The organism is Mycobacterium sp. NPDC051804, from assembly GCF_044452905.1.
In the GTDB taxonomy this organism is placed as follows: domain Bacteria; phylum Actinomycetota; class Actinomycetes; order Mycobacteriales; family Mycobacteriaceae; genus Mycobacterium.
Map to the genome: position 1 here is coordinate 815,267 of NZ_JBITCD010000004.1, position 20,136 is coordinate 835,402.

17 protein-coding genes are annotated in these 20,136 nt (G+C 67.8%); 10 read left to right on the forward strand and 7 right to left on the reverse strand.

From position 1 onward, the window contains the following. The first annotated feature begins 60 nt into the window (after positions 1-60). Both moeZ and ACIA48_RS19420 read left to right on the forward strand, forming a co-directional pair. The gene (moeZ, locus tag ACIA48_RS19415; RefSeq protein WP_396734904.1) at positions 61-1,239 is read left to right on the forward strand and encodes an adenylyltransferase/sulfurtransferase MoeZ; all 1,179 of its coding nucleotides are present in this window, start codon (positions 61-63) and stop codon (positions 1,237-1,239) included. A gap of 36 nt (positions 1,240-1,275) precedes the next feature. After that, positions 1,276-2,130 carry a TIGR02569 family protein gene (locus ACIA48_RS19420; RefSeq protein WP_396734906.1) on the forward strand — a complete coding sequence of 285 codons (855 nt, stop codon included), beginning with the start codon at positions 1,276-1,278 and terminating at the stop codon, positions 2,128-2,130. Between the two features lie 12 nt (positions 2,131-2,142). On the opposite strand, the gene ACIA48_RS19425 is transcribed toward ACIA48_RS19420, so the two are convergent. Further along, positions 2,143-2,439, reverse strand: a complete 297-nt coding sequence (locus ACIA48_RS19425) for an MGMT family protein (RefSeq protein ID WP_396734909.1) — start codon at positions 2,437-2,439, stop codon at positions 2,143-2,145. Continuing rightward, positions 2,440-3,204, reverse strand: a complete 765-nt coding sequence (locus ACIA48_RS19430; protein WP_396734911.1) for an alpha/beta fold hydrolase — start codon at positions 3,202-3,204, stop codon at positions 2,440-2,442. A gap of 64 nt (positions 3,205-3,268) precedes the next feature. Between ACIA48_RS19430 and ACIA48_RS19435 the strand changes: the two genes are divergently transcribed. Further along, positions 3,269-6,400, forward strand: coding sequence for an ATP-dependent helicase (locus ACIA48_RS19435; RefSeq protein WP_396734914.1), 3,132 nt, complete (start codon positions 3,269-3,271; stop codon positions 6,398-6,400). Beyond that, positions 6,397-9,657: an ATP-dependent helicase gene (locus ACIA48_RS19440; RefSeq protein ID WP_396734917.1), complete on the forward strand. Its 3,261-nt coding sequence runs from the start codon at positions 6,397-6,399 to the stop codon at positions 9,655-9,657. Before ACIA48_RS19435 ends, ACIA48_RS19440 begins: the two co-directional genes overlap by 4 nt. On the opposite strand, the gene ACIA48_RS19445 is transcribed toward ACIA48_RS19440, so the two are convergent. Continuing rightward, the gene (locus ACIA48_RS19445; RefSeq protein WP_396734920.1) at positions 9,644-10,048 is read right to left on the reverse strand and encodes a hypothetical protein; all 405 of its coding nucleotides are present in this window, start codon (positions 10,046-10,048) and stop codon (positions 9,644-9,646) included. The two genes, ACIA48_RS19440 and ACIA48_RS19445, sit on opposite strands and share 14 nt — an antisense overlap. Before the next feature lie 45 nt (positions 10,049-10,093). Here ACIA48_RS19445 and ACIA48_RS19450 point away from each other — a divergent pair, with 45 nt between their 5' ends. Next, positions 10,094-11,188, forward strand: coding sequence for a potassium channel family protein (locus ACIA48_RS19450; RefSeq protein ID WP_396734923.1), 1,095 nt, complete (start codon positions 10,094-10,096; stop codon positions 11,186-11,188). Next, complete coding sequence (nudC, locus tag ACIA48_RS19455) at positions 11,185-12,114, forward strand: NAD(+) diphosphatase (protein WP_396734926.1); 930 nt, start codon at positions 11,185-11,187, stop codon at positions 12,112-12,114. The genes ACIA48_RS19450 and nudC overlap by 4 nt, the downstream gene beginning before the upstream one ends. Here the strand turns inward: nudC and mrx1 are convergent. After that, entirely contained in the window at positions 12,111-12,353 is a 243-nt protein-coding gene (gene mrx1, locus ACIA48_RS19460) for a mycoredoxin Mrx1 (RefSeq protein WP_396734929.1), read from the reverse strand. The genes nudC and mrx1 overlap by 4 nt on opposite strands. Positions 12,354-12,435: 82 nt before the next feature. Here mrx1 and ACIA48_RS19465 point away from each other — a divergent pair, with 82 nt between their 5' ends. From ACIA48_RS19465 to ACIA48_RS19475, 3 genes are all read left to right on the forward strand, one after another. Continuing rightward, positions 12,436-14,538, forward strand: a complete 2,103-nt coding sequence (locus ACIA48_RS19465; protein ID WP_396734931.1) for an ATP-dependent DNA helicase UvrD2 — start codon at positions 12,436-12,438, stop codon at positions 14,536-14,538. Positions 14,539-14,665: 127 nt separating this feature from the next. After that, complete coding sequence (locus ACIA48_RS19470) at positions 14,666-14,851, forward strand: hypothetical protein (RefSeq protein ID WP_396734934.1); 186 nt, start codon at positions 14,666-14,668, stop codon at positions 14,849-14,851. Positions 14,852-15,000: 149 nt separating this feature from the next. Then, positions 15,001-15,282, forward strand: coding sequence for a WhiB family transcriptional regulator (locus ACIA48_RS19475; protein ID WP_396735104.1), 282 nt, complete (start codon positions 15,001-15,003; stop codon positions 15,280-15,282). A 31-nt stretch (positions 15,283-15,313) separates the two neighbouring features. Here ACIA48_RS19475 and ACIA48_RS19480 read toward each other — a convergent pair whose 3' ends face one another. From ACIA48_RS19480 to ACIA48_RS19490, 3 genes are read right to left on the reverse strand one after another with little or no spacing between them, the layout of a single operon-like run. Beyond that, a complete protein-coding gene (locus ACIA48_RS19480) occupies positions 15,314-16,660 on the reverse strand; it encodes an ABC1 kinase family protein (protein WP_396735106.1) in 1,347 nt (448 codons plus the stop codon). A 36-nt stretch (positions 16,661-16,696) separates the two neighbouring features. Then, positions 16,697-17,524, reverse strand: a complete 828-nt coding sequence (locus tag ACIA48_RS19485; RefSeq protein ID WP_396734937.1) for a cyclodehydratase — start codon at positions 17,522-17,524, stop codon at positions 16,697-16,699. A 57-nt stretch (positions 17,525-17,581) separates the two neighbouring features. Next, positions 17,582-19,012: a zinc-dependent metalloprotease gene (locus ACIA48_RS19490; protein WP_396734939.1), complete on the reverse strand. Its 1,431-nt coding sequence runs from the start codon at positions 19,010-19,012 to the stop codon at positions 17,582-17,584. A gap of 93 nt (positions 19,013-19,105) precedes the next feature. On the opposite strand from ACIA48_RS19490, the gene ACIA48_RS19495 reads away from it, so the two are divergent. Then, positions 19,106-20,128, forward strand: a complete 1,023-nt coding sequence (locus ACIA48_RS19495) for a PDZ domain-containing protein (RefSeq protein ID WP_396734942.1) — start codon at positions 19,106-19,108, stop codon at positions 20,126-20,128. Positions 20,129-20,136: the final 8 nt, after the last annotated feature.

A 20,136-nucleotide genomic window follows, 5' to 3' on the forward strand; every position in this document is an offset into this window, starting at 1 on the left:
CATTCGCTGTTGTGGAATGTGCCTATTGTTGGGACAGCACAGCCAATCAAGGAGCATTCGGTGACGACAACGTTGCCGCCGCTGGTGGAACCGGCGGCCGAACTCACACGTGAAGAGGTGCAGCGCTACAGCCGCCACCTCATCATCCCGGACCTCGGTCTGGACGGGCAGAAACGGCTCAAGAACGCCAAGGTGCTTGTCATCGGCGCGGGCGGGCTGGGCTCGCCGACCCTGCTGTACCTGGCCGCCGCCGGGGTGGGAACCATCGGGATCGTCGAATTCGACGTGGTCGACGAATCGAACCTGCAGCGTCAGATCATCCACGGCCAGTCGGACATCGGCCGGTCGAAGGCCGAGAGCGCACGGGACTCCATCCTGGAGGTCAATCCGCTGGTCGAGGTGCGGCTGCACGAGGTCCGGCTCGAGCCGGACAACGCCGTCGAACTGTTCGAGCAGTACGACCTGATTCTTGATGGCACCGACAACTTCGCGACCCGCTACCTGGTCAACGACGCCGCTGTGCTGGCGGGCAAGCCGTACGTGTGGGGCTCGATCTACCGCTTCGAGGGCCAGGTGTCGGTGTTTTGGGAAGATGCGCCCGACGGTCTGGGCCTGAACTACCGCGATCTCTACCCCGAGCCGCCGCCACCGGGCATGGTCCCTTCGTGTGCCGAGGGCGGGGTGCTGGGCATCCTGTGCGCGTCCATCGCGTCGGTGATGGGCACCGAAGCCATCAAGCTGATCACCGGCATCGGCGAGCCCCTGCTGGGCCGCCTGATGGTCTACGACGCGCTCGACATGACTTACCGCACGATCAAGATCCGCAAGGATCCGGCCACGCCGAAGATCACCGAGCTCATCGACTACGAAGAGTTCTGCGGTGTGGTGTCCGAGGCCGCTGCCGAGGCCGCCGCCGACTCCACGCTCACCCCGCGGGAACTGCGCGACCTGATGGACACCGGCAAGCCGCTCGCGCTGATCGACGTCCGCGAACCCGTCGAGTGGGACATCAACCACATTGAGGGCGCCGAGCTGATCCCCAAGGGCGCGTTCGAGACGGGTGAAGCGCTGGCAAAGCTGCAGGTCGACCGGACGCCGGTGTTCTACTGCAAGACCGGTGTGCGCTCGGCCGAAGTGCTGGCCATCGTGAAGAAGGCCGGTTTCTCCGACGCCAAGCACGTGCAGGGCGGCATCGTCGCCTGGGGAAAGCAACTCGAACCCGACATGGTGATGTACTAACGGCCCGTTTGCCCGACCTGCGCTTACGCTGATGCGGTGAGTGTCGAGCAACCGCCTGATCACGTGCTGGCGGGGTTCGGCTTGAGCGGAGTCAAACCGACGGCGCTCGGTTCGAGCTGGGAGGGCGGCTGGCGCTGCGGCGAGGTCGTGCTGTCGATGGTCGCCGATCACGCGCGAGCGGCATGGTCGGCGAAGGTGCGCGAGACGCTGTTCGTCGACGGTGTGCGGCTGGCCCGGCCCGTCCGTTCGACCGACGGCCGCTACGTGGTGGCCGGCTGGCGGGCCGACACCTTCGTCGCGGGCACCCCGGAACCCCGTCACGACGAAGTGGTGTCGTCCGCTGTGCGGCTCCACGAGGCGACGGCCAAGCTCGAGCGTCCGCGTTTCCTGACCCAGCCGCCGGTGGCGCCGTGGGCTGACGTCGACGTGTTCATCGCGGCCGATCGGGCCGCTTGGGAGGAACGTCCGCTGCACTCTCTGCCGCAGGGGGCACGGTTGTCGCCCGGTTCGGCGGACGGACAACGGTCCGTCGAGCTGATCGCTCAGCTGGCGGCACTGCGTCGGCCGACCAAGAGTCCGAGCCAGCTGGTGCACGGAGACCTTTACGGCACAGTGCTTTTCGCCGGTACTGCCGCCCCTGGCATCACCGACATCACGCCGTACTGGCGGCCGGCGTCGTGGGCGGCCGGGGTGGTGGTCGTCGACGCGCTGTCTTGGGGCGAGGCCGATGACGGGCTGATCGAACGGTGGAGTCCCTTGCCGGAATGGCCGCAGATGTTGTTGCGCGCGTTGATGTTCCGCCTCGCTGTCCACGCACTACATCCCCGGTCGACGGCCGCGGCGTTCCCCGGTCTGGCGCGGACGGCCGCGCTGGTTCGCCTGGTGCTCTAGTTTCCTCCGCGCTCAGAACTCGTGGCGGACGTCGCGCAGCGGGATCCGGCCGTCCTCGGCCAGCACGCCTTCGGCCCGCAACAACTCCAACTGCTGGGTCGTCAGGTGTGGCGCCGGGCGGCCGGAGGCCCGGATCACCCGGTGCCACGGCAGATCCGACGAATCGGTGCGCATGATCCAGCCGACGATGCGAGGGCTGGACAGGCCCGCGACGTCGGCGATGTCGCCGTATGTCGAGACGCGTCCCGGCGGGATGGAGGCCACCAGGGCCCGCACGGTTTCGACCTGTTCGTCGGTGATGGCCGCCATCTACCCGAGCGCCTTGCGTATCAACACCGCCGTCTCGACAGGCAGCGCTTGCGCGACCATGTGGTCACAGTCGAGGTCCATGAGCGTGAAGTCCCGGTCGGTGGCGAGTTCCGCGAGCAGGTCATCGGTGACATACGGTGGGCTGGTCCTGCTCGCCCGGACCAACGTGGTGGGAATCGTGCTGGGCGGTAACGTGATTGGCCGGGCCAGCTCGCTCCAGTAGGACATCATCGCCGGGATGCTGATCCGCCAGCCGACGCGCCCGTTGTCCTGATCGACGAGGTGCTCGTCGAGCTCTCGATCCAGCTCCTCGGCGTCGACGTCGGCCCATGAGCCGTAGGCCTTCTCGGCGCGCGCCTCGGCGCGGTCGGTGTAGTCCGGTGAGGCCATCATGTCGTCGGCGATGTCGCGCATCCAGCCGCCGTCCAGGCCGACCGCGGGGTCGAGCAGCACCAGCGCAGACACCAGGTCCGGGCGGGACGCGGCCAGTGCGAGTGCCACGGCGCCGCCAAATGAATGCCCGACGACCACGGCTGGAGCGTCCAGCTGCGCGGACAGGGCCGCCACGTTGGCGTCGATCGTCCAGGGTGCGGCCCACGTCGAACGTCCGTGGCCCAGCAGGTCCGGTGCGGCGACCGCGAATTCGGCCAGGTGCCGCGTCGCCAGTGTCTGCCACCGCTGCCCGTGCCCGGTCAAGCCATGGATCGCCAGGACCTGGGTGGGCGCATCGGGTCCATAGCGGTGCACGTGCAGTAGTTCGCTCACTCCTGTGATGCTGCCAGCCAGTCGATGCGGCTGACTTGTCGGACCCCCGTGGTGTTATTCGGGCATGTCCGCACCGCACACCGATCTCACGCCGACCGCGCTCACCGAACCCGGCATACGCGGCGTGGTCCGAGTGATCGGGGGCGCGGGCACCGGCAAGAGCACGCTGCTGGTCGACGCCGCAGCAGCCCACATCGCGGCTGGCACCGACCCGGAATCGGTTCTGCTGCTGACGGGTTCGGCACGCCTCGGCATCCGGGCGCGCGCCGCGATCACGTCGGCACTGCTCGAAGCGGGCACCCGCGCGGTCGTGCGCGAGCCATTGGTCCGCACGGTGCACTCGTATGCGTTTGCGGTGCTGCGTCTCGCCGCGCAGCGTAAGGGTGATCCGCCGCCGCGGTTGATCACCAGTGCCGAACAGGACGGCATCATCCGCGAACTGCTTGCCGGCGATCTCGAAGACGGTGAGCGGTCGGCCGTGGCGTGGCCCGCGCAGCTGCGCCCCGCGCTGAGCACCGTCGGGTTCGCCAACGAATTGCGTGACCTGCTGGCGCGCTGCACCGAGCGCGGCGTGGACCCTGTCGAGCTACAGCGCATCGGACGTCGCGCGCACCGGCCCGAATGGCTGGCAGCCGGACAGTTCGCCCAGGCCTACGAACAGATCATGCTGCTTCGTTCGGCCGTCGGCATGGCCGCGCCGCAGGCCACCGTGCCCGCCCTCGGCGCCGCCGAACTGGTGGGTGCTGCGTTGGAGGCGCTGGCCACCGACGACGACCTGCTGGCGGCCGAGCGCGCACGGATCAAACTGCTCCTGGTCGACGACGCCCAGCATCTGGATCCGCAAGCGGCCCGGCTCGTCCGGGTGTTGTCTGCCGGCGCCGAGCTCACCATCCTGGCCGGCGACCCGAATCAAGCGGTATTCGGTTACCGCGGAGCCGATCCCGCGCTTCTGCGCGGCGACGAGCCTGCGCTCATCCTGACCGAATCCCGCCGTTGCGCGCCTGCCATTGCGCGAGCCATCACCGGTATGGCCCAACGGCTTCCGGGTGCCGGCGACGCGCGCCGCGTGAACGGCGTCGACGGGGACCGAGGCTCGGTGACGGTGCGCATCGCGGCGTCGCCGCACGCCGAATCCGCGTTGATCGCCGATGCATTGCGCCGTGCCCACCTGGTCGACGGGGTCCCGTGGTCGCAGATGGCAGTCGTCGTGCGGTCGGTGCCGCGGCTGGGGTCCACCCTCGCGCGGGCTCTGTCGACGGCGGGCGTCCCGGTGGACCTGCCGACGCCCACCGCCCCGATCGCCGACCAGCCCGCGGTGCAAGCCCTGCTGACGGTGCTCGAAGTGACCGAACGTGAACTCGACGGTGCGCAGGCACTGTCGCTGCTGACCGGACCGATCGGCCGGGTCGACCCGGTATCGCTGCGACAACTGCGGCGGGCGCTACGCCGCCTCGACGGTGCGCAACCGCCCCGCGAACTCGGCGACCTGCTGGTCGACGCCCTGCAGGGGGATACGGAAGGGTTGTCCGCGGAACTCGCCCGCCCGCTGCGCAGGGTCGGCGCGGTGCTGAGTGCCGCGCGCCGCTCGGCATCCGAGGGCGAGGATCCGCGCTACACGCTCTGGCAGGCGTGGCATCGGTCCGGTCTGCAACGCCGGTGGCTGACGGTCAGTGAACGCGGCGGCGCGGCGGGCGCACAAGCCGACCGCGACCTAGACGCCGTCACTGCGTTCTTCGACATCGCCGAGCAGTACGTGAATCGCACCGCGGGTGCATCGTTGCGTGGCCTCCTCGATCACGTCAGTGCTCTGGGCCTACCGTCCGCCCCGCGAGATGATGGCGCCGCCACCGAGGCCGTTCCGGTGCTGAGTGCGCATGCAGCGCTCGGCGGAGACTGGGAGTTCGTCGTCATCGCGGGCGTGCAGGAAGGGCTGTGGCCCAACATGATTCCCCGCGGCGGTGTCCTGGGTACCCAGCAGCTGGTCGACGTGCTCGACGGGGTGATGGCGCCCAACGACAAGGTGGTGTCAACGCGCGCGCCGCTGCTCGCCGAGGAGCGCAGGCTGCTCATCGCGGCGATGGGCCGCACCCGCAATCGGCTGCTGGTGACTGCCGTCGACAGCGATTGCGGAGACGAGTCGATGCTGCCGTCGCCGTTCTGCTACGAATTGACCTCGCTGGCCACCGATCCCGAGCCCGAGCCCCCGGTGCCGGTGTACGCACCTCGGGTGCTGGCGCCGACGGCTGTGGTCGGGCGCCTGCGGGCGGTGGTCTGCGCCCCGCCCGACGATGTCGAGGACAATGTACGCGCTTGCGCGGCAGCGCAACTCGCCCGGTTGGCGCAGGGCGGCGTCCCCGGTGCCGACCCCAAACAATGGTACGCCACCACGCCTCTCTCCACCGACGAACCGCTGTGGTGCGGAGACGACCACACCGTGACGTTGTCCCCGTCGACGCTTCAGATGTTGACGGACTGCCCGCTGCGCTGGCTGTTAGAACGCCACGGCGGAAGCGACGCCCGCGATGTGCGTTCGGCGATCGGTTCGCTGCTGCATGCCTTGGTCGCCGATCCTGGCAAGACCGAAAGTCAGATGCTCAACGACCTCGAAAAGGTTTGGGAGAAGCTTCCGTTCGATGCGGAGTGGCATTCGGACAACGAGCTGGACCGTCACCGGTTGATGCTCTCCACGTTCACACAGTGGCGTGCGCAAAGTCGCCACCAGCTCACCGAGGTCGGTACGGAGATCGACGTCGCGGGCGAGGTCGTCGAGCCGAGCGGCGACGGTCCGGGAGTGCGGGTTCGCGGTCGTCTGGATCGACTGGAACGCGACAGCGAGGGGCGGCTGGTGGTCGTCGACGTCAAGACCGGCAAGAGCCCGGTCACCAAGGACGAGGCTCAGCGGCATGCCCAGCTAGCGATGTATCAGCTGGCCATCGCCGAAGGGCTGCTGCCGCAGGGGGAGGACCCCGGCGGCGGCAAGCTGGTGTACCTCGGCAAGACCAGCGGCGGCAATGCGGCCGAGCGCGAGCAGGACGCGCTGACCCCTGAAGCGCGCGTGGCCTGGCGGGCGAAGGTGCAGGCCGCGGCGGCGGCCACGCAGGGCCCGCAGTACGTCGCGCGGATCAACGACGGCTGTGCGCACTGCCCGGTGCAGAAGATGTGCCCGGCCCAGGCGATTACCGGAGGTCAGCAGTGAACCCGCGCTACAGCCCCGAAGACCTCGCCTCCGCGCTCGGGCTTTTCGCCCCCACCGACGAGCAGGCCGCGGTGATCGCCGCGCCGCCGGGACCGTTGGTCGTCATCGCCGGCGCCGGGGCGGGCAAGACGGAGACGATGGCCGCCCGGGTGGTCTGGCTGGTCGCCAACGGCTACGCCAGCCCGGGCGAGGTGCTGGGTCTGACGTTCACCCGCAAGGCCGCCGGACAGCTGCTGCGGCGCGTCCGCACCAGGCTGGCCAGGCTCGCGGGCGCGGGTCTCGTTCCCGCCGGTCCGGGGCTGCCCGACATTACCGACGACCCGGCGACCGTCAGCACCTACCATGCGTTCGCCGGAAACCTGCTGCGCGAGCACGGGCTGCTGCTTCCCGTCGAACCGGACACCCGCCTGCTGAGCGAAACCGAAATGTGGCAGTTGGCTTTCCGGGTCGTGTGTCAGGACCCAAAACACCTCGACACTGACAAGACGCCGGCCGCCGTGACCGCGATGGTGCTTCGACTCGCCGGTCAGCTAGCAGAACACCTTGTCGACACTGAGCAGCTGCGCGACACCCACGTCGAGCTCGAACGGCTCGTGCACACCCTGCCTGCGGGGCCGTACCAGCGGGACCGCGGGCCCAGCCAATGGCTGCTGCGCCTGCTGGCCAACCAGACGGAACGCATACATCTCGTCCCGCTGATCGACGCGCTGCACCGGCAGATGCGCGAGCAGAAGGTCATGGACTTCGGTATGCAGATGGCGTCGGCGGCACGGTTGGCGTCGGCGTTCCCACAGGTGGGCGAGCAGCTGAGAAGTCGGTATCGGGTTGTGCTGCTTGACGAATACCAGGACACCGGCCACGCGCAGCGCATTGCGCTGTCGGCGTTGTTCGGCGGTGGCGTGGACGACGGGCTGGCCCTGACCGCCGTCGGTGATCCGATCCAGTCGATCTACGGCTGGCGCGGTGCGTCGGCCACCAATCTGCCGAGGTTCACCACCGACTTTCCGCTTTCCGACGGCAGCCCCGCACCGACGCTGGAGCTTCGCACCAGCTGGCGCAATCCTTCGGGCACCCTGCATCTGGCGAATGCGGTGTCCGCAGAGGCCCGGCGCCGTTCCGTGGCGGTGCGCGAGCTCACGCCCAAACCCGACGCGGCCGAGGGCACCGTGCGATGCGCGCTGCTGGCCGACGTTGTCTCCGAACGTGATTGGGTGGCCGACCATGTGGCCGGGATCTACCACGAGGCGCGCGATAAGGGTGTCGCGGCGCCGACGACGGCGGTGCTCGTGCGGCGCAACGCCGATGCCGCACCCATCGCCGATGCGCTCACCGCGCGGGGTGTACCGGTCGAAGTCGTGGGACTCGCCGGGCTACTCGGTGTGCCCGAAGTTGCCGATGTGGTCGCGATGTTGCGGATGGTGGCCGACCCCACCGCGGGAGCCGCGGCCATGCGCGTGCTCACCGGCCCGCGTTGGCGCCTGGGCGGGCGTGACGTCACCGCGCTGTGGCGGCGCGCCGTCGACCTCGATGACGCCGGCAAGCCCGAGGACGGTGCGGCGGCTGATCGGGTCGTCGCGCAAGCCGCGCCCGACGCCGACACCGCGTGCCTGACCGACGCCGTCGGCGATCCGGGCCCCGCGGCCGCGTACTCCGTGGCGGGATATGCCCGCATCGTGGAGCTGGGTCGCGAACTGACCTCGCTGCGTGGACATCTCACGCATCCGCTGCCCGAACTGATCGCCGAGGTGCGACGGGTCCTCGGGGTGGACACCGAGGTACGGGCAGCACGCCGAATTTCGGCCGGCTGGGCCGGCACCGAACATCTCGACGCGTTCGCCGATGTGGTGGCCGACTTCGCGAGCCGTTCGGGTGCCACAGTCTCGGGTTTGCTGGCCTATCTCGACGCGGCCGAGCAGGTGGAGAACGGGCTGGCTCCCGCGGAGACGTCCGTCGCCGACGACCGAGTGCAGATCCTGACCGTGCACGCCGCCAAGGGGCTGGAATGGCAGGTGGTAGCGGTGCCCCACCTCAGCGGTCGGGTGTTCCCCTCGACCGCCTCCGCCAGGACATGGCTCACCGACGCCGGCGATCTGCCGCCGCTGCTGCGAGGTGATCGGGCGACGCTGTCGGCGCACGGTGTGCCGGTCCTGGACACCTCCGACGTCAACGATCGAAAGAAGCTGTCGGACAGGATCTCTGATCACAAGGACAGCCTCGCGCAGCGGCGCATCGACGAGGAACGACGACTGCTGTACGTGGCGATCACCCGCGCGGAGGACACGCTGCTGCTGTCCGGCCACCATTGGGGAGCCACAGAGTCCAAGCCGCGCGGTCCGTCGGCTTTCCTCGGCGAGCTCAAGGAGATCATCCAGCAGGCTGACGCCGACGGCGAACCCTGCGGTGTCATCGAGCAGTGGGCCCCCGCACCGGCGGACGGTGAACCCAACCCGTTGCGTGACAACGTGGTTGAGGCGGTCTGGCCCGCCGATCCGGCCGGTTCTCGCCGCGACGATGTGGGCCGGGGCGCCGAACTCGTCGCCAGGGTCATGACGGGTGAGTCCGGCGGCGAGCCCGCAGACGGCGACGAGGGCTGGGCATCCGACGTCGACGCCCTGCTGGCCGAGCGCAAGCGGGCGACCGAACGTCCGGTCCCGCCGTTGCCCGCCCAGCTGTCGGTCAGCTCGCTGGTGGAACTCGGTCGCGACCCTGAAGCGGTGGCGGAGCGCCTGCGCCGCCGGCTGCCCAGCCGGCCCGATCCACATGCCTTACTGGGCACCGCTTTTCACGACTGGGTGCAGCGCTTCTACCAAGCTGATCGGCTCTTCGATCTCGACGATCTGCCCGGTGCCATGGACCACGACACCACCGTCGCCGACGAACTCGCAGAACTGCAAGCCGCATTCGCGGTGTCGACATGGGCCGGGCGCACACCGATCGACGTCGAAGTGCCGTTCGACATGGTGCTCGGCGGGCGGGTGGTGCGAGGTCGCATCGACGCGGTCTTCGGTGACGACGGCGGCGGTGCGACCGTCGTCGACTGGAAGACAGGCGACCCGCCCGACACGCCGGAAGCCAAGCAGCACGCGGCCGTTCAGCTCGCCGTGTACCGGCTGGCATGGGCCGCGCTTCACGGCTGCCCACCCGAATCGGTGCGCGCGTCGTTTCACTATGTGCGCAGCGGGCTGACCGTCACCCCCGAGGATCTGCCCGGAAGTGCCGACCTGCTGGAACTACTGGGAGGAGCTACTGCGGCTTAGTCGAACGATAGATCTTGAACGCCTCGGTGATCATCGGGATCTGCAGCGGCAGACGGGCGATCGCTCCGATACGCATGGGGAGCGGCTTGTCTTTCCACAGCCGGACCATGTTCACGTTGCCGGGGAACACGCCGACGAACAGGGCGATGGCCGCCAACGCGCCGAGGCGGCGCGTCTTCGGTGCCAACAGCAGTGCGCCGGTCGCTAGTTCGCCCACACCGGAGGCATAGGTGTAGAAGCGTGCGCTGCCGGGCAGTTCCTCCGGGATGATCGTGTCGAACGGCTTGGGAGCCACAAAATGCAGGACGCCCATGCCGACGAGGCCGGCGCCCATCATTTGTGCTCGTTTCGGATTCGCGATCTGCTGCAGTTCGGGCAAGGGTGTCGTCATGGTTACATAATGGCGTGCGCCGACTCGGAGCGATGATGGGTTCTGATGGCTAAGGGACGATTGCGCCGTCGGCTCCGCCGATTCGACCAGTCACTGGCTGATCAGCCGGTCCATGCTCTCACCGATACGGTCCAGATCCCGACCGAACAGGTCAGCCCGACGCAGCGCATCATCCGGCGGGTCTTCTACGCCCTTGGCGCGCTGTTCGCCGCCGTCCTGATCGTCTACCTGGACCGGCACGGCTACCGCGATGTCGAAAGCACGCCGGACGCCAACAATCCGCTGACATTCCTGGACTGCCTCTACTACGCCACGGTGTCGCTGTCTACCACCGGCTACGGCGACATCACGCCGGTCACCCCGTCGGCCCGGCTGGTGAACGTCCTGGTCATCACGCCGCTACGAATCGCATTCCTGATCGTGCTGATCGGTACGACGGTCGAAACCCTCACCACGCAGTCGCGGCAGGTCTACCAAATCCAGCGATGGAGGAACAAGGTGCGCAACCACATCATCATCGTGGGCTACGGCACGAAGGGCAGGACCGCGGCCGCCGCGATGGTGGGCGACGAGGTCGCACCCGCCGACATCGTCGTCGTCGACGAGAACCCCGCCGCCCTCGAGCGTGCCAAGAGCGCCGGGCTCGTCACCGTTCGCGGCAGCGCGACCGACTCCGAGATCCTGCGGCTCGCCAGTGCGCAGCACGCCAAGGCGATCATCGTGGCAACAAACAGAGACGACAGCGCCGTGCTCGTCACGTTGACCGCTCGCGAGCTCGCGCCCAAGGCCAAGATCATCGCCGCGGTGCGGGAAGCCGAGAACCAGCACCTGCTCGAACAGTCCGGCGCCGACTCGACGGTCGTGACGTCGGAGACCGCGGGCCGGTTGCTGGGTATCGCGGTGCAGACCCCGAGCGTTGTGGAGATGATGGAAGACCTTCTCACCCCCGACGCCGGCTTCGCGATCGCCGAACGGGAAGTCAATCCCAAAGAGGTTGGCGGCTCGCCGAAACACAACACCGACATCGTGCTCGGCGTCGTGCGCGACGGGAAGCTGATGCGCGTCGATGACGAGCGCGTCGACGCGCTCGAGAACGGCGACCGGCTGTTGTACATCCGCAGTGCGGACGCGGAGCGGTGAGCTCCGGAGGGTTCCGGCTGCGCAACGTCCCGCTGCTGTCCCGGGTAGGCGCCGACCGGTCCGACACGCTGCGCACCGACGTCGACGCGGCGTTGGCCGGCTGGGCCGATGCGAAGCTGCTGCGGGTCGATCGTCGCAATCAGGTGCTGATCGCCGACGGCTCCGTCGTGCTGGGCAAGGCGGCCGATCTGGGCGCCAGGCCTCCCGAGAACGCCGTCTTCCTCGGGCGGCTCGCCGACGGCACGCACGTCTGGGGCATCCGCGGGGCGCTGGAAGGCCCCGAAGACCCGCACACCGAAACCGAGGTCCTCGACCTACGCCGGGCAGGTCCGATCTTCGACGATGTCAGCGCCCAGCTCGTCGCGACCGCCACCGCGCTGCTGAATTGGCATGACAGCGCACGGTTCAGCGCCATCGACGGTGCACCGACGAAGCCGATCAAGGGCGGTTGGGCGAGAGTCAATTCGGCGGCCGGCCACGAGGAGTTCCCCCGCATAGACCCAGCGGTGATCTGCCTCGTCCACGACGGCCACGACCGCGCGGTGCTGGCCCGGCAGACGGTGTGGCCCGAGCGGCTGTTCTCGCTGCTGGCGGGTTTCGTCGAGGCGGGGGAGTCGTTCGAATCGTGTGTCGTGCGCGAGATCGCCGAGGAGATCGGCTTGCACGTCACCGATGTTCAGTACCTGGGCAGCCAGCCGTGGCCGTTTCCGCGATCGTTGATGGTCGGCTTCCACGCGATCGGCGATCCGGAGCAGGAGTTCTCGTTCAACGACGGCGAGATCGCGGAGGCGGCCTGGTTCACCAGGGACGAGGTCCGTGCCGCGCTGGCCGACGGTGACTGGAGCAGCGACTCGCCGTCGCGGCTGCTGTTGCCCGGATCGATTTCGATCGCCCGCGAAATCATTGAGTCCTGGGCGGCGGATTAGAGCTTGAGCTTCTTCTTGACCTCGGCGCCGCTCGGGTTGGTCAGCGTCGAGCCGTCGGCGAACTTCAACGTCGGCACCGTCTGATTGCCACCGTTGGCCGAGGCCACGAACTGCGCGGCGGCGGGGTCTTCCTCGATGTCGACCTCGGTGTACGCGATGCCCTCGGCCTTCAAGACCTTCTTCAGGCGCGCGCAATAGCCGCACCAGGACGTCGTGTACATGGTCAACTCAGCGCTCATAAGTTCGTCAACGTAGTCGATGCACCGAACATGCCCGCGGCATGCCCCGGATTTGTCGGCCCACCCTGACAAGATGGTCCGCATGCCGTTAGAGGTCGCGTCTTCGCGCATCGTTGAGGACCTCGACGACGAACAGCGCGAGGCCGTCCTCGCCCCCCGCGGGCCGGTCTGTGTGCTGGCCGGTGCCGGCACCGGAAAGACCCGCACCATCACCCGCCGCATCGCCCATCTCGTGTCCTCTGGGCACGTCGCGCCGGGGCAGGTGCTGGCGGTGACGTTCACCCAGCGCGCCGCCGGTGAGATGCGCGCCCGGCTGCGTTCCCTCGACGACGGAGTGGGCACTTCGTCCGTGCAGGCGATGACGTTCCACGCCGCGGCCCGCCGCCAGCTGGCTTACTTCTGGCCGCGCGTTGTCGGTAACACCGGATGGGAACTGCTCGACACGAAATTCGCCGTCGTCGCACAGTCCGCGAACCGTGCTGGGCTGCAGGCCAGCACCGACGACGTCCGCGACCTCGCGGGCGAAATCGAGTGGGCCAAAGGATCTTTGATCAGTCCGGAGGCCTATCCGGTCGCCGTCGCGAAGGCAGGCCGCGACATCCCGTTCGACGCGGCGAAGGTCGCGGCGGTGTACACGGGGTACGAAAAGCTGAAGGCCCGCCGCGACGGGACGACGCTGCTCGACTTTGATGACCTGCTGCTGCACACCGCCGCGGCCATCGAGAACGACGCGGCCGTCGCCCAGGAGTTCCGCGACCGGTACCGCTGCTTCGTCGTCGACGAGTACCAGGACGTCACCCCTCTGCAGCAGCGTGTGCTCGACGCCTGGCTGGGCGACCGCGACGACCTCACGGTCGTCGGCGATGCCAACCAGACCATCTACTCCTTCACCGGCGCCACGCCCCAGTACCTGCTGGACTTCTCGCGGCGCTTCCCCGACGCCGCGGTCGTCCGCCTCGAGCGCGACTACCGATCCACCCCGCAGGTGGTTTCGCTGGCCAACCGCGTCATCGCCGCCGCCCGCGGCCGAATGGCCGGCAGCAAGCTGCATCTCGTCGGCCAGCGTGATCCCGGTCCGGTGCCGACGTTCGCCGAACACCGCGACGAGGTCGCCGAGGCGGCCTCAGTTGCCAAGAGCATCAGGAAGCTCATCGACGCGGGCACCGAGGCCGCCGAGATCGCTGTGCTCTACCGGATCAACGCGCAGTCCGAGGTCTACGAGGAGGCGCTGACCGAGGCGGGCATCCCGTTCCAGGTCCGCGGCGGCGAGGGCTTCTTCAGTCGCCAGGAGATCCGCCAATCGTTGGTGGCACTGCAGCGCGCCGCCGAACGTGACGTCGAAGGGCCACTGCCTGACATCGTCCGCGCCGTGCTGGAACCGCTGGGGCTGACCGCCGAACCGCCGCCCGGTACCAAGGCGCGCGAGCGGTGGGAGGCCCTGACCGCACTCGCCGAACTCGTCGACGAGGAAGTCGCGCAACGCCCCTCGCTGGATCTGCGCGCCCTGCTCGCCGAGCTTCGGCAGCGCGCCGACGCGCGGCATCCACCCGTCGTCCAGGGCGTGACACTCGCGTCGCTGCACGCGGCCAAGGGTCTGGAATGGGACGCGGTGTTCCTGGTCGGTCTCGCCGACGGCACGCTACCGATCTCCCATGCCCTCACCCACGGTCCGGACAGTGAGCCGGTTGAAGAGGAACGCCGCCTGCTCTACGTCGGAATCACCAGGGCACGAATGCATTTGGCGCTCAGCTGGGCACTGGCCAGGGCCCCCGGCGGGCGGCAGACCCGGAAACCGTCACGGTTCCTCAACGGCGTCGCACCGCAGGCGTCCGGCGACAACAGCCCCAGCAAGCCCCGTCGCCCGAAGGGACCCACGCCACGCTGCCGCGTATGCAACGCCGCGCTGACGGCTCCCGCCGCGATCGTGCTGCGCCGCTGCGAGGGATGCCCGTCCGATATCGACGAGAACCTGCTCGCCGAGCTCAAGGACTGGCGGCTGCGCACCAGCAAGGAGATGAGTGTGCCCGCGTATGTGGTGTTCACCGACAACACGTTGATCGCGATCGCCGAGACGCTGCCGGGTGACGACGCCGCACTTGTTGCAATCCCCGGCATCGGTGCGCGCAAGCTTGAGCAGTACGGCGCCGACGTCCTCGCGTTGGTCAAAGGCCGCCAATCCTCGTAAAGATCGTGCCAAAACCCCAGGTCAGAAAATCAGTTGTCAGTTTCGCCTGTTACGCTTAGCCTCAAGATCGCACACCTCAGCCGTGTGCTTTGTCGTGTGAAAGGAGGGTTCCGAGAACATGTTGAGCATGAATGCGTTTGACGGCGTACGCATTGCCGGCGGTTCGTGGACCCTCCATGTCCCCGCTGCCGCTGCCGCGGCGCATCCCGCCATGGCGCACGCCGATGCGGGATACGCAGCTGCTATTTCGCCGCAGCGTAAGCGCCGCAACGCCACCGCGACTGAAAAGTCCGTGAATCGGGGCACCACCTAGGTAAGCCACGATTTCGCCCCAAAGGCCACGGACCCGCAGTCACCGGATCCGTGGCCAAAGTTTTTTGGGACACCGAAAGACCTGGTCGGGATCCATCGAAAAGACCGATGAGATACGAAACCGACGATCAGGAAGCTGAGGTACGGGACATGTCACTCGCGACATGCCGACAACGGACAAAGCTTGCGGTGCCCTGCCATCTGAACGACCCCGACATGTGGTTCGCCGAGAGCCCTGTCGAGCTCGAACGCGCCAAGTCGCTGTGCGCCGAGTGCCCGATCCGGCGCGAGTGCCTGGCGGCCGCTCTCGAGCGCGAGGAACCATGGGGCGTGTGGGGTGGCGAGATTCTCGACCGCGGCACCGTCATCGCGCGCAAACGTCCGCGTGGACGGCCACGTAAGAACACCGAGGGAAGCCCGGCAGCTGCTTAGGCGCTGCCGGGTTCTTCCCGACCCCGCGAGGTCAGGCCGCTTCGTCGGCGAATCCCGGGATCAGCTCTGTGGCAAGCTGTCTGGCCGGAACATGCGCGTCGAGCTGACACGCGATCGCAACACTTGACGCGATCACCCGCATCGGGATCGCCAGCTTGGACGGAATGTCCATCTGTCGCGCGGCCTTGAGCTGGCCCGCGGCGCGGTCCGGCGCGAGGTTCCCGACAGTGTTCCGCTGCAGCCATTTGCGCGTGTAGTGGAAGACCTCAACCTCGAGCGGCTCCACGTACTGCTTCATCATCTCGTCCATCTCGCGTTTTGACACATGCTCGCCCTTCTGGACGAAACCGATCGCCTGCATAGCCGCCAGCAGTTTGTCGTACTCATCGTTGAGCGCGTAACGCGTGGCCATGCCGATTTCGGGAGGTATACCGCCCGGCATCGGCGCAACCGCACCGAAGTCGAGGACACCCATCCTTCCGTCGGGCAACAGCATGAAATTTCCCGGATGCGTGTCGCCGTGCATCATCTCGAGACGCTTCGGCGCGTCGTAGGTCAGCTCGAACAATCGGGTGGCCATAAAGTCGCGCTGGTCCTGCGTGCCCTCGCGAATGATCACCGACATCGGGACACCTTCGATCCATTCCTGGATCACCACCTTGGGTGCGCTGGCCACGATATGCGGGACCACAAAGTGAGGGTGCCCGTCATAGGCTTTCGCGAACGCGCGTTGGTTGTCGGCCTCCAGCCGGTAGTCGAGTTCCATTTCCGTGCGTTCGATCAGCTCGTCGACAACGCCTTGGATATCGGCTCCAGGGGCGAGCTGCTTGAATACGCTGACCAACCGCTGAATCGTCTTGAGGTCGGCGCGCAGCGCCTCGTCGGCTCCCGGGTACTGGATCTTGACGGCGACTTCGCGCCCGTCGATCCACACCCCCTTGTGCACCTGGCCGATGCTGGCTGAAGCCACAGCTTTGTCGTCGAATGAAGCGAACCGTTCGCGCCATTTCGTGCCCAGCTGTCCATCGAGGACCCGGTGCACCTTGGCGGCGGGCAGCGGCGGGGCTTCTCGCTGCAGTTTGGTCAGCGCTTCGCGGTACGGCTTGCCGTATCGCTCGGGGATGGCGGCTTCCATGACCGACAGCGCCTGGCCGACCTTCATCGCGCCGCCCTTGAGTTCACCAAGAACGGTGAACAGCTGCTGGGCCGCCTTGTCCATCAGCTCAGCGTTGACCTGGTCTTTGTCCTTGCCGGTCAACCGTTTGCCGAAGCCCAGTGCGGCCCGGCCTGCCATGCCAGCACCCAGTCCCGCCAGCTTGGCGTTGCGTGCCGCTCGCCCCCGTTTGATCTCGCTCACCAGACCATCATCCCTGACGATCCTGGCGATCCTGCAACGAGTTGGCTACATGCGTTGTCAACAGTGGCAGCGCGGGTGCCGCGGCCACCGGCGCGCCTCGATGGAGCCGTGGTTGACGTCGAACTCCAGCGTGGTGTTCAGCGTGGGCGGCGGCTCCGGCGTGAGGGCCACGTCATGGCCGCCGTTCACCGCGCGTAGCACCTGGTCGACCTGGTTGAGAGCCAGCGCGGCGGTCGCCAGCACGGTCGCCCGATCGGCGCTGCCGACGGTGTCGCGCAGCTGTGCCGCGATTGCAGGCCAGGCCGAATCCCGGTCGCTGCGATGCAGATCCGCGCATTCCAGACACGAGGTCACGCCTGGAATGACCAACGGTCCGACGAGGCCGACACCGTCGCGCACCCGCACCGGAAGGTACGGAACCCCGGCGGCGTGCAGTTCATGCACGACCCGCGGGTCTGACACCAGGAAGTCGGTCAGCACGGCCAGGTCGGCAGCGCTCCCGGCATGCGTGCGGCTGCTCTGTGTGATGTGCGCACCCGAGCAGCGCAACGCCGAGGCCAACAGGTCCGACAGCGGACCGCGGCCATGGATTCGGATTGACGCCGTGCGGGCGCGCCGTCGCCTCGGGCTCGTCACGACGCCGGCGTCGACCAGCGAGGTGATTAAGTCAGCGATCGTGTCCGTCGCGACCTCGTCGACAAGTTCTGCGAGCTGCGCCACGGTAGCGCCCGATTGGAGACGCCGAAGCAGTTCGGCGAGCGTCCGTACGGTCATTCCCGAGGGTGGACACACCAGTACCGCCCGCCGCGGATCCCAGCCCACCTGCACGACGCCGTCGGGCCGCAACAAGACCGGGCGCGCAGGGTCCAGGACGTAGCCCCCCATGCGAGGAGTGTGACACGTCAGCGGGAAAGCGCTGCCGAGTTATCCACAGGCGCTGAGTCAGCGGTCGGAATCGTCTGTGCCAGTATCGTTTTCGGCGGAGTTTTCGGTGGACTTCTCCAGATCGGCGAGTGCCTGGTCGATGCCACTCGTGTCGCCGCCGATCATGCGGTCGATGAAACCGGCGGGGTCGTCGAGGTCCTCCGCGCTGGGCAGCAGGTCGGGATGCTGCCACACGCCGTCGCGGGCGTCGGAACCGACGGCCTCGGTCAGCCGCTCCCACAGCGCCGCCGCCTCGCGCATCTTGCGTGGCCGCAATTCCAGCCCGACGAGCGTCGCGAAGGTCTGTTCTGCCGGGCCGCCGGTGGCGCGTCGCCGCCGCAAAGTCTCCGACAGCGCCGATGTCCCGGGGATTCGATCGCCCAGCGCATCGGTGACGACGGTCTGCACCCAACCCTCGATCAGCGCGAGCATCGTCTCGAGGCGCTCGAGCGCGGCGGTCTGCTCGGGCGTCGCCTTCGGTTCGAAGATGCCCTGGTTCAGCAGCTGTTCCATTTGCGACGGATCGGTCAGCGCCGCGGGGTTGATGCCCTGCGCGAGCTCCTCGAGGCCGCTCATGTCGATCTTCATGCCCTTGGCGAACGCCTCGACCGCGTTGAGCAGTTGGCTCGACAGCCACGGCACGTGACTGAACAGGCGGTGATGTGCGGCCTCGCGCGCCGCGAGGAAGGTCAGGATCTCGCTGCGCGGCTGCTCGAGCCCCTCGGTGAGCGATTCGACTGCGGCTGGCATGAGCGCCGCAACGCCCTTGGGGCCCAACGGCAAACCGATATCGGTGGACGTCAGCACTTCCTTCGACAGAGTGCCCAACGCCTGGCCCAGCTGTGAGCCGAATGCCATACCACCCATCTGCGTCATCATCGACAGCAGCGGTCCGGCCATGGACTTCGCCTCTTCGGGCAGCGACGACACCCACACCGTGGAGATCTGCTCGGCCACCGGATCGCACAGGCGTTTCCACGTCTCGAGCGTGTTGTCGACCCAGTCGGTCGGTGTCCACGCCACGGCTTTTGTGGTGCCGGCGGGCAGTGCCGTCACGCCGTCGAGCCACGTCTCGGCCAGGTGGACGGCATCGGAGATGGCCGCGCTGGTCTTCTCGCCGACAGGCGCGACGAAACCGATCGAGCTCGACGCCAGCTGACGGGCCAGGTCGTAGTTGACGGGGCCGGACTTGGAGCCATCGGCCATGACGTTGCCGGCACCGCTGAACATCTCGCCGAGACGGCTGAAGATCTGACCCAACTGGGACATGTCGAACTCGGATCCGCCACCGAACCCCATGCCGAACGGGTCGCCGGGGGTGGGACCGCCAGCATCCCCCGAGCCCGAGCCGGACCCCGAGTCCGGGTCCTTCTTACGTTTGTCTCGCTCGGGGTCGTCCCCGGAGGAGAAGCCGAAAGGCAGGTCAGCCATGCCCTCAACGGTACTCACCGGTGCCGCGCGATGTGAGATGGCTGGTCACGCCGAGAGCGAAGTCTCGTCGTGATAGAGGTCACCGAGGCGCCAACCTCTACATTGGGCGGCGTGAACAGGCGCATTTTGACGTTGCTCGTCGCGCTGGTCCCGATTGTTGCGTTCGGAATTGTGCTGTCCGTGGTGACGGTGCCGTTCGTCTCGCTGGGGCCGGGGCCGACGTTCGACACACTCGGTGAGGTCGACGGCAAGGAGGTCGTCGATATCGAGGGCACCGAGATCCACCCCACGTCGGGACACCTGAACATGACCACGGTGTCCCAGCGCGACCAGCTGACCCTCGGGCAGGCACTCGCCCTGTGGATGTCGGGCCGCGAACAACTGGTGCCGCGAGACCTGGTCTACCCGCCGGACAAGTCGAAGGACGAGGTCGACGAGGCCAACAACACCGACTTCCGCCAGTCCGAGGACAGCGCCGAGTACGCCGCGCTGCTCTACCTGAAGTACCCGATGGCCGTGACGGTGGAATCGGTCACCGAGGACGGCCCGTCGGCGGGCAAGCTGGAGGACGGTGACGCGATCGATTACGTCAACGGAAAGCCCGTCACGAACCTCGACGACTTCCAGGCCCTGATTAAGGACACCAAGCCGGGGCAGGAGGTGGTCCTGGACTACCGCCGGAAGAACGGTGACCTCGGCGCGGCCACCATCACGCTCGGCAAGCACCCGGACAAAGACCAGGGCTACCTCGGAATCGGTGTGCTGGACGCACCGTGGGCGCCGTTCACCGTCGACTTCAACCTCGCCAACATCGGCGGCCCGTCCGCCGGGTTGATGTTCAGCCTCGCGGTCGTCGACAAACTCACCACCGGCGACCTAAATGACGGCAAGTTCGTGGCGGGCACCGGGACCATCACCGGCGACGGCAAAGTCGGCCCGATCGGTGGCATCACGCACAAGATGCTGGCTGCCAGGGAGGCGGGCGCGACGCTCTTCCTGGTTCCCGCCGAAAACTGCGAGGAAGCCAAGACGGCCCATCAGGACGGACTGGAACTGGTCAGGGTCGAGAACCTCGACGGGGCGGTCGCCGCACTCAAGACGCTCTCAGCCGGTGGCGAACGCCCCGCATGCTGAGCGATCGC

What these genes read in the sequence shown, in the direction of transcription:
- ACIA48_RS19475 (WP_396735104.1), top strand. Translation starts at nt 15,001, where the DNA reads ATGTCACTCGCGACATGCCGACAACGGACAAAGCTTGCGGTGCCCTGC.
- ACIA48_RS19445 (WP_396734920.1), bottom strand. Translation starts at nt 10,048, where the DNA reads ATGACGACACCCTTGCCCGAACTGCAGCAGATCGCGAATCCGAAACGA.
- ACIA48_RS19435 (WP_396734914.1), top strand. Translation starts at nt 3,269, where the DNA reads ATGTCCGCACCGCACACCGATCTCACGCCGACCGCGCTCACCGAACCC.
- ACIA48_RS19465 (WP_396734931.1), top strand. Translation starts at nt 12,436, where the DNA reads ATGCCGTTAGAGGTCGCGTCTTCGCGCATCGTTGAGGACCTCGACGAC.
- ACIA48_RS19425 (WP_396734909.1), bottom strand. Translation starts at nt 2,439, where the DNA reads ATGGCGGCCATCACCGACGAACAGGTCGAAACCGTGCGGGCCCTGGTG.
- ACIA48_RS19485 (WP_396734937.1), bottom strand. Translation starts at nt 17,524, where the DNA reads ATGGGGGGCTACGTCCTGGACCCTGCGCGCCCGGTCTTGTTGCGGCCC.
- ACIA48_RS19450 (WP_396734923.1), top strand. Translation starts at nt 10,094, where the DNA reads ATGGCTAAGGGACGATTGCGCCGTCGGCTCCGCCGATTCGACCAGTCA.
- ACIA48_RS19470 (WP_396734934.1), top strand. Translation starts at nt 14,666, where the DNA reads ATGAATGCGTTTGACGGCGTACGCATTGCCGGCGGTTCGTGGACCCTC.
- mrx1 (WP_396734929.1), bottom strand. Translation starts at nt 12,353, where the DNA reads ATGAGCGCTGAGTTGACCATGTACACGACGTCCTGGTGCGGCTATTGC.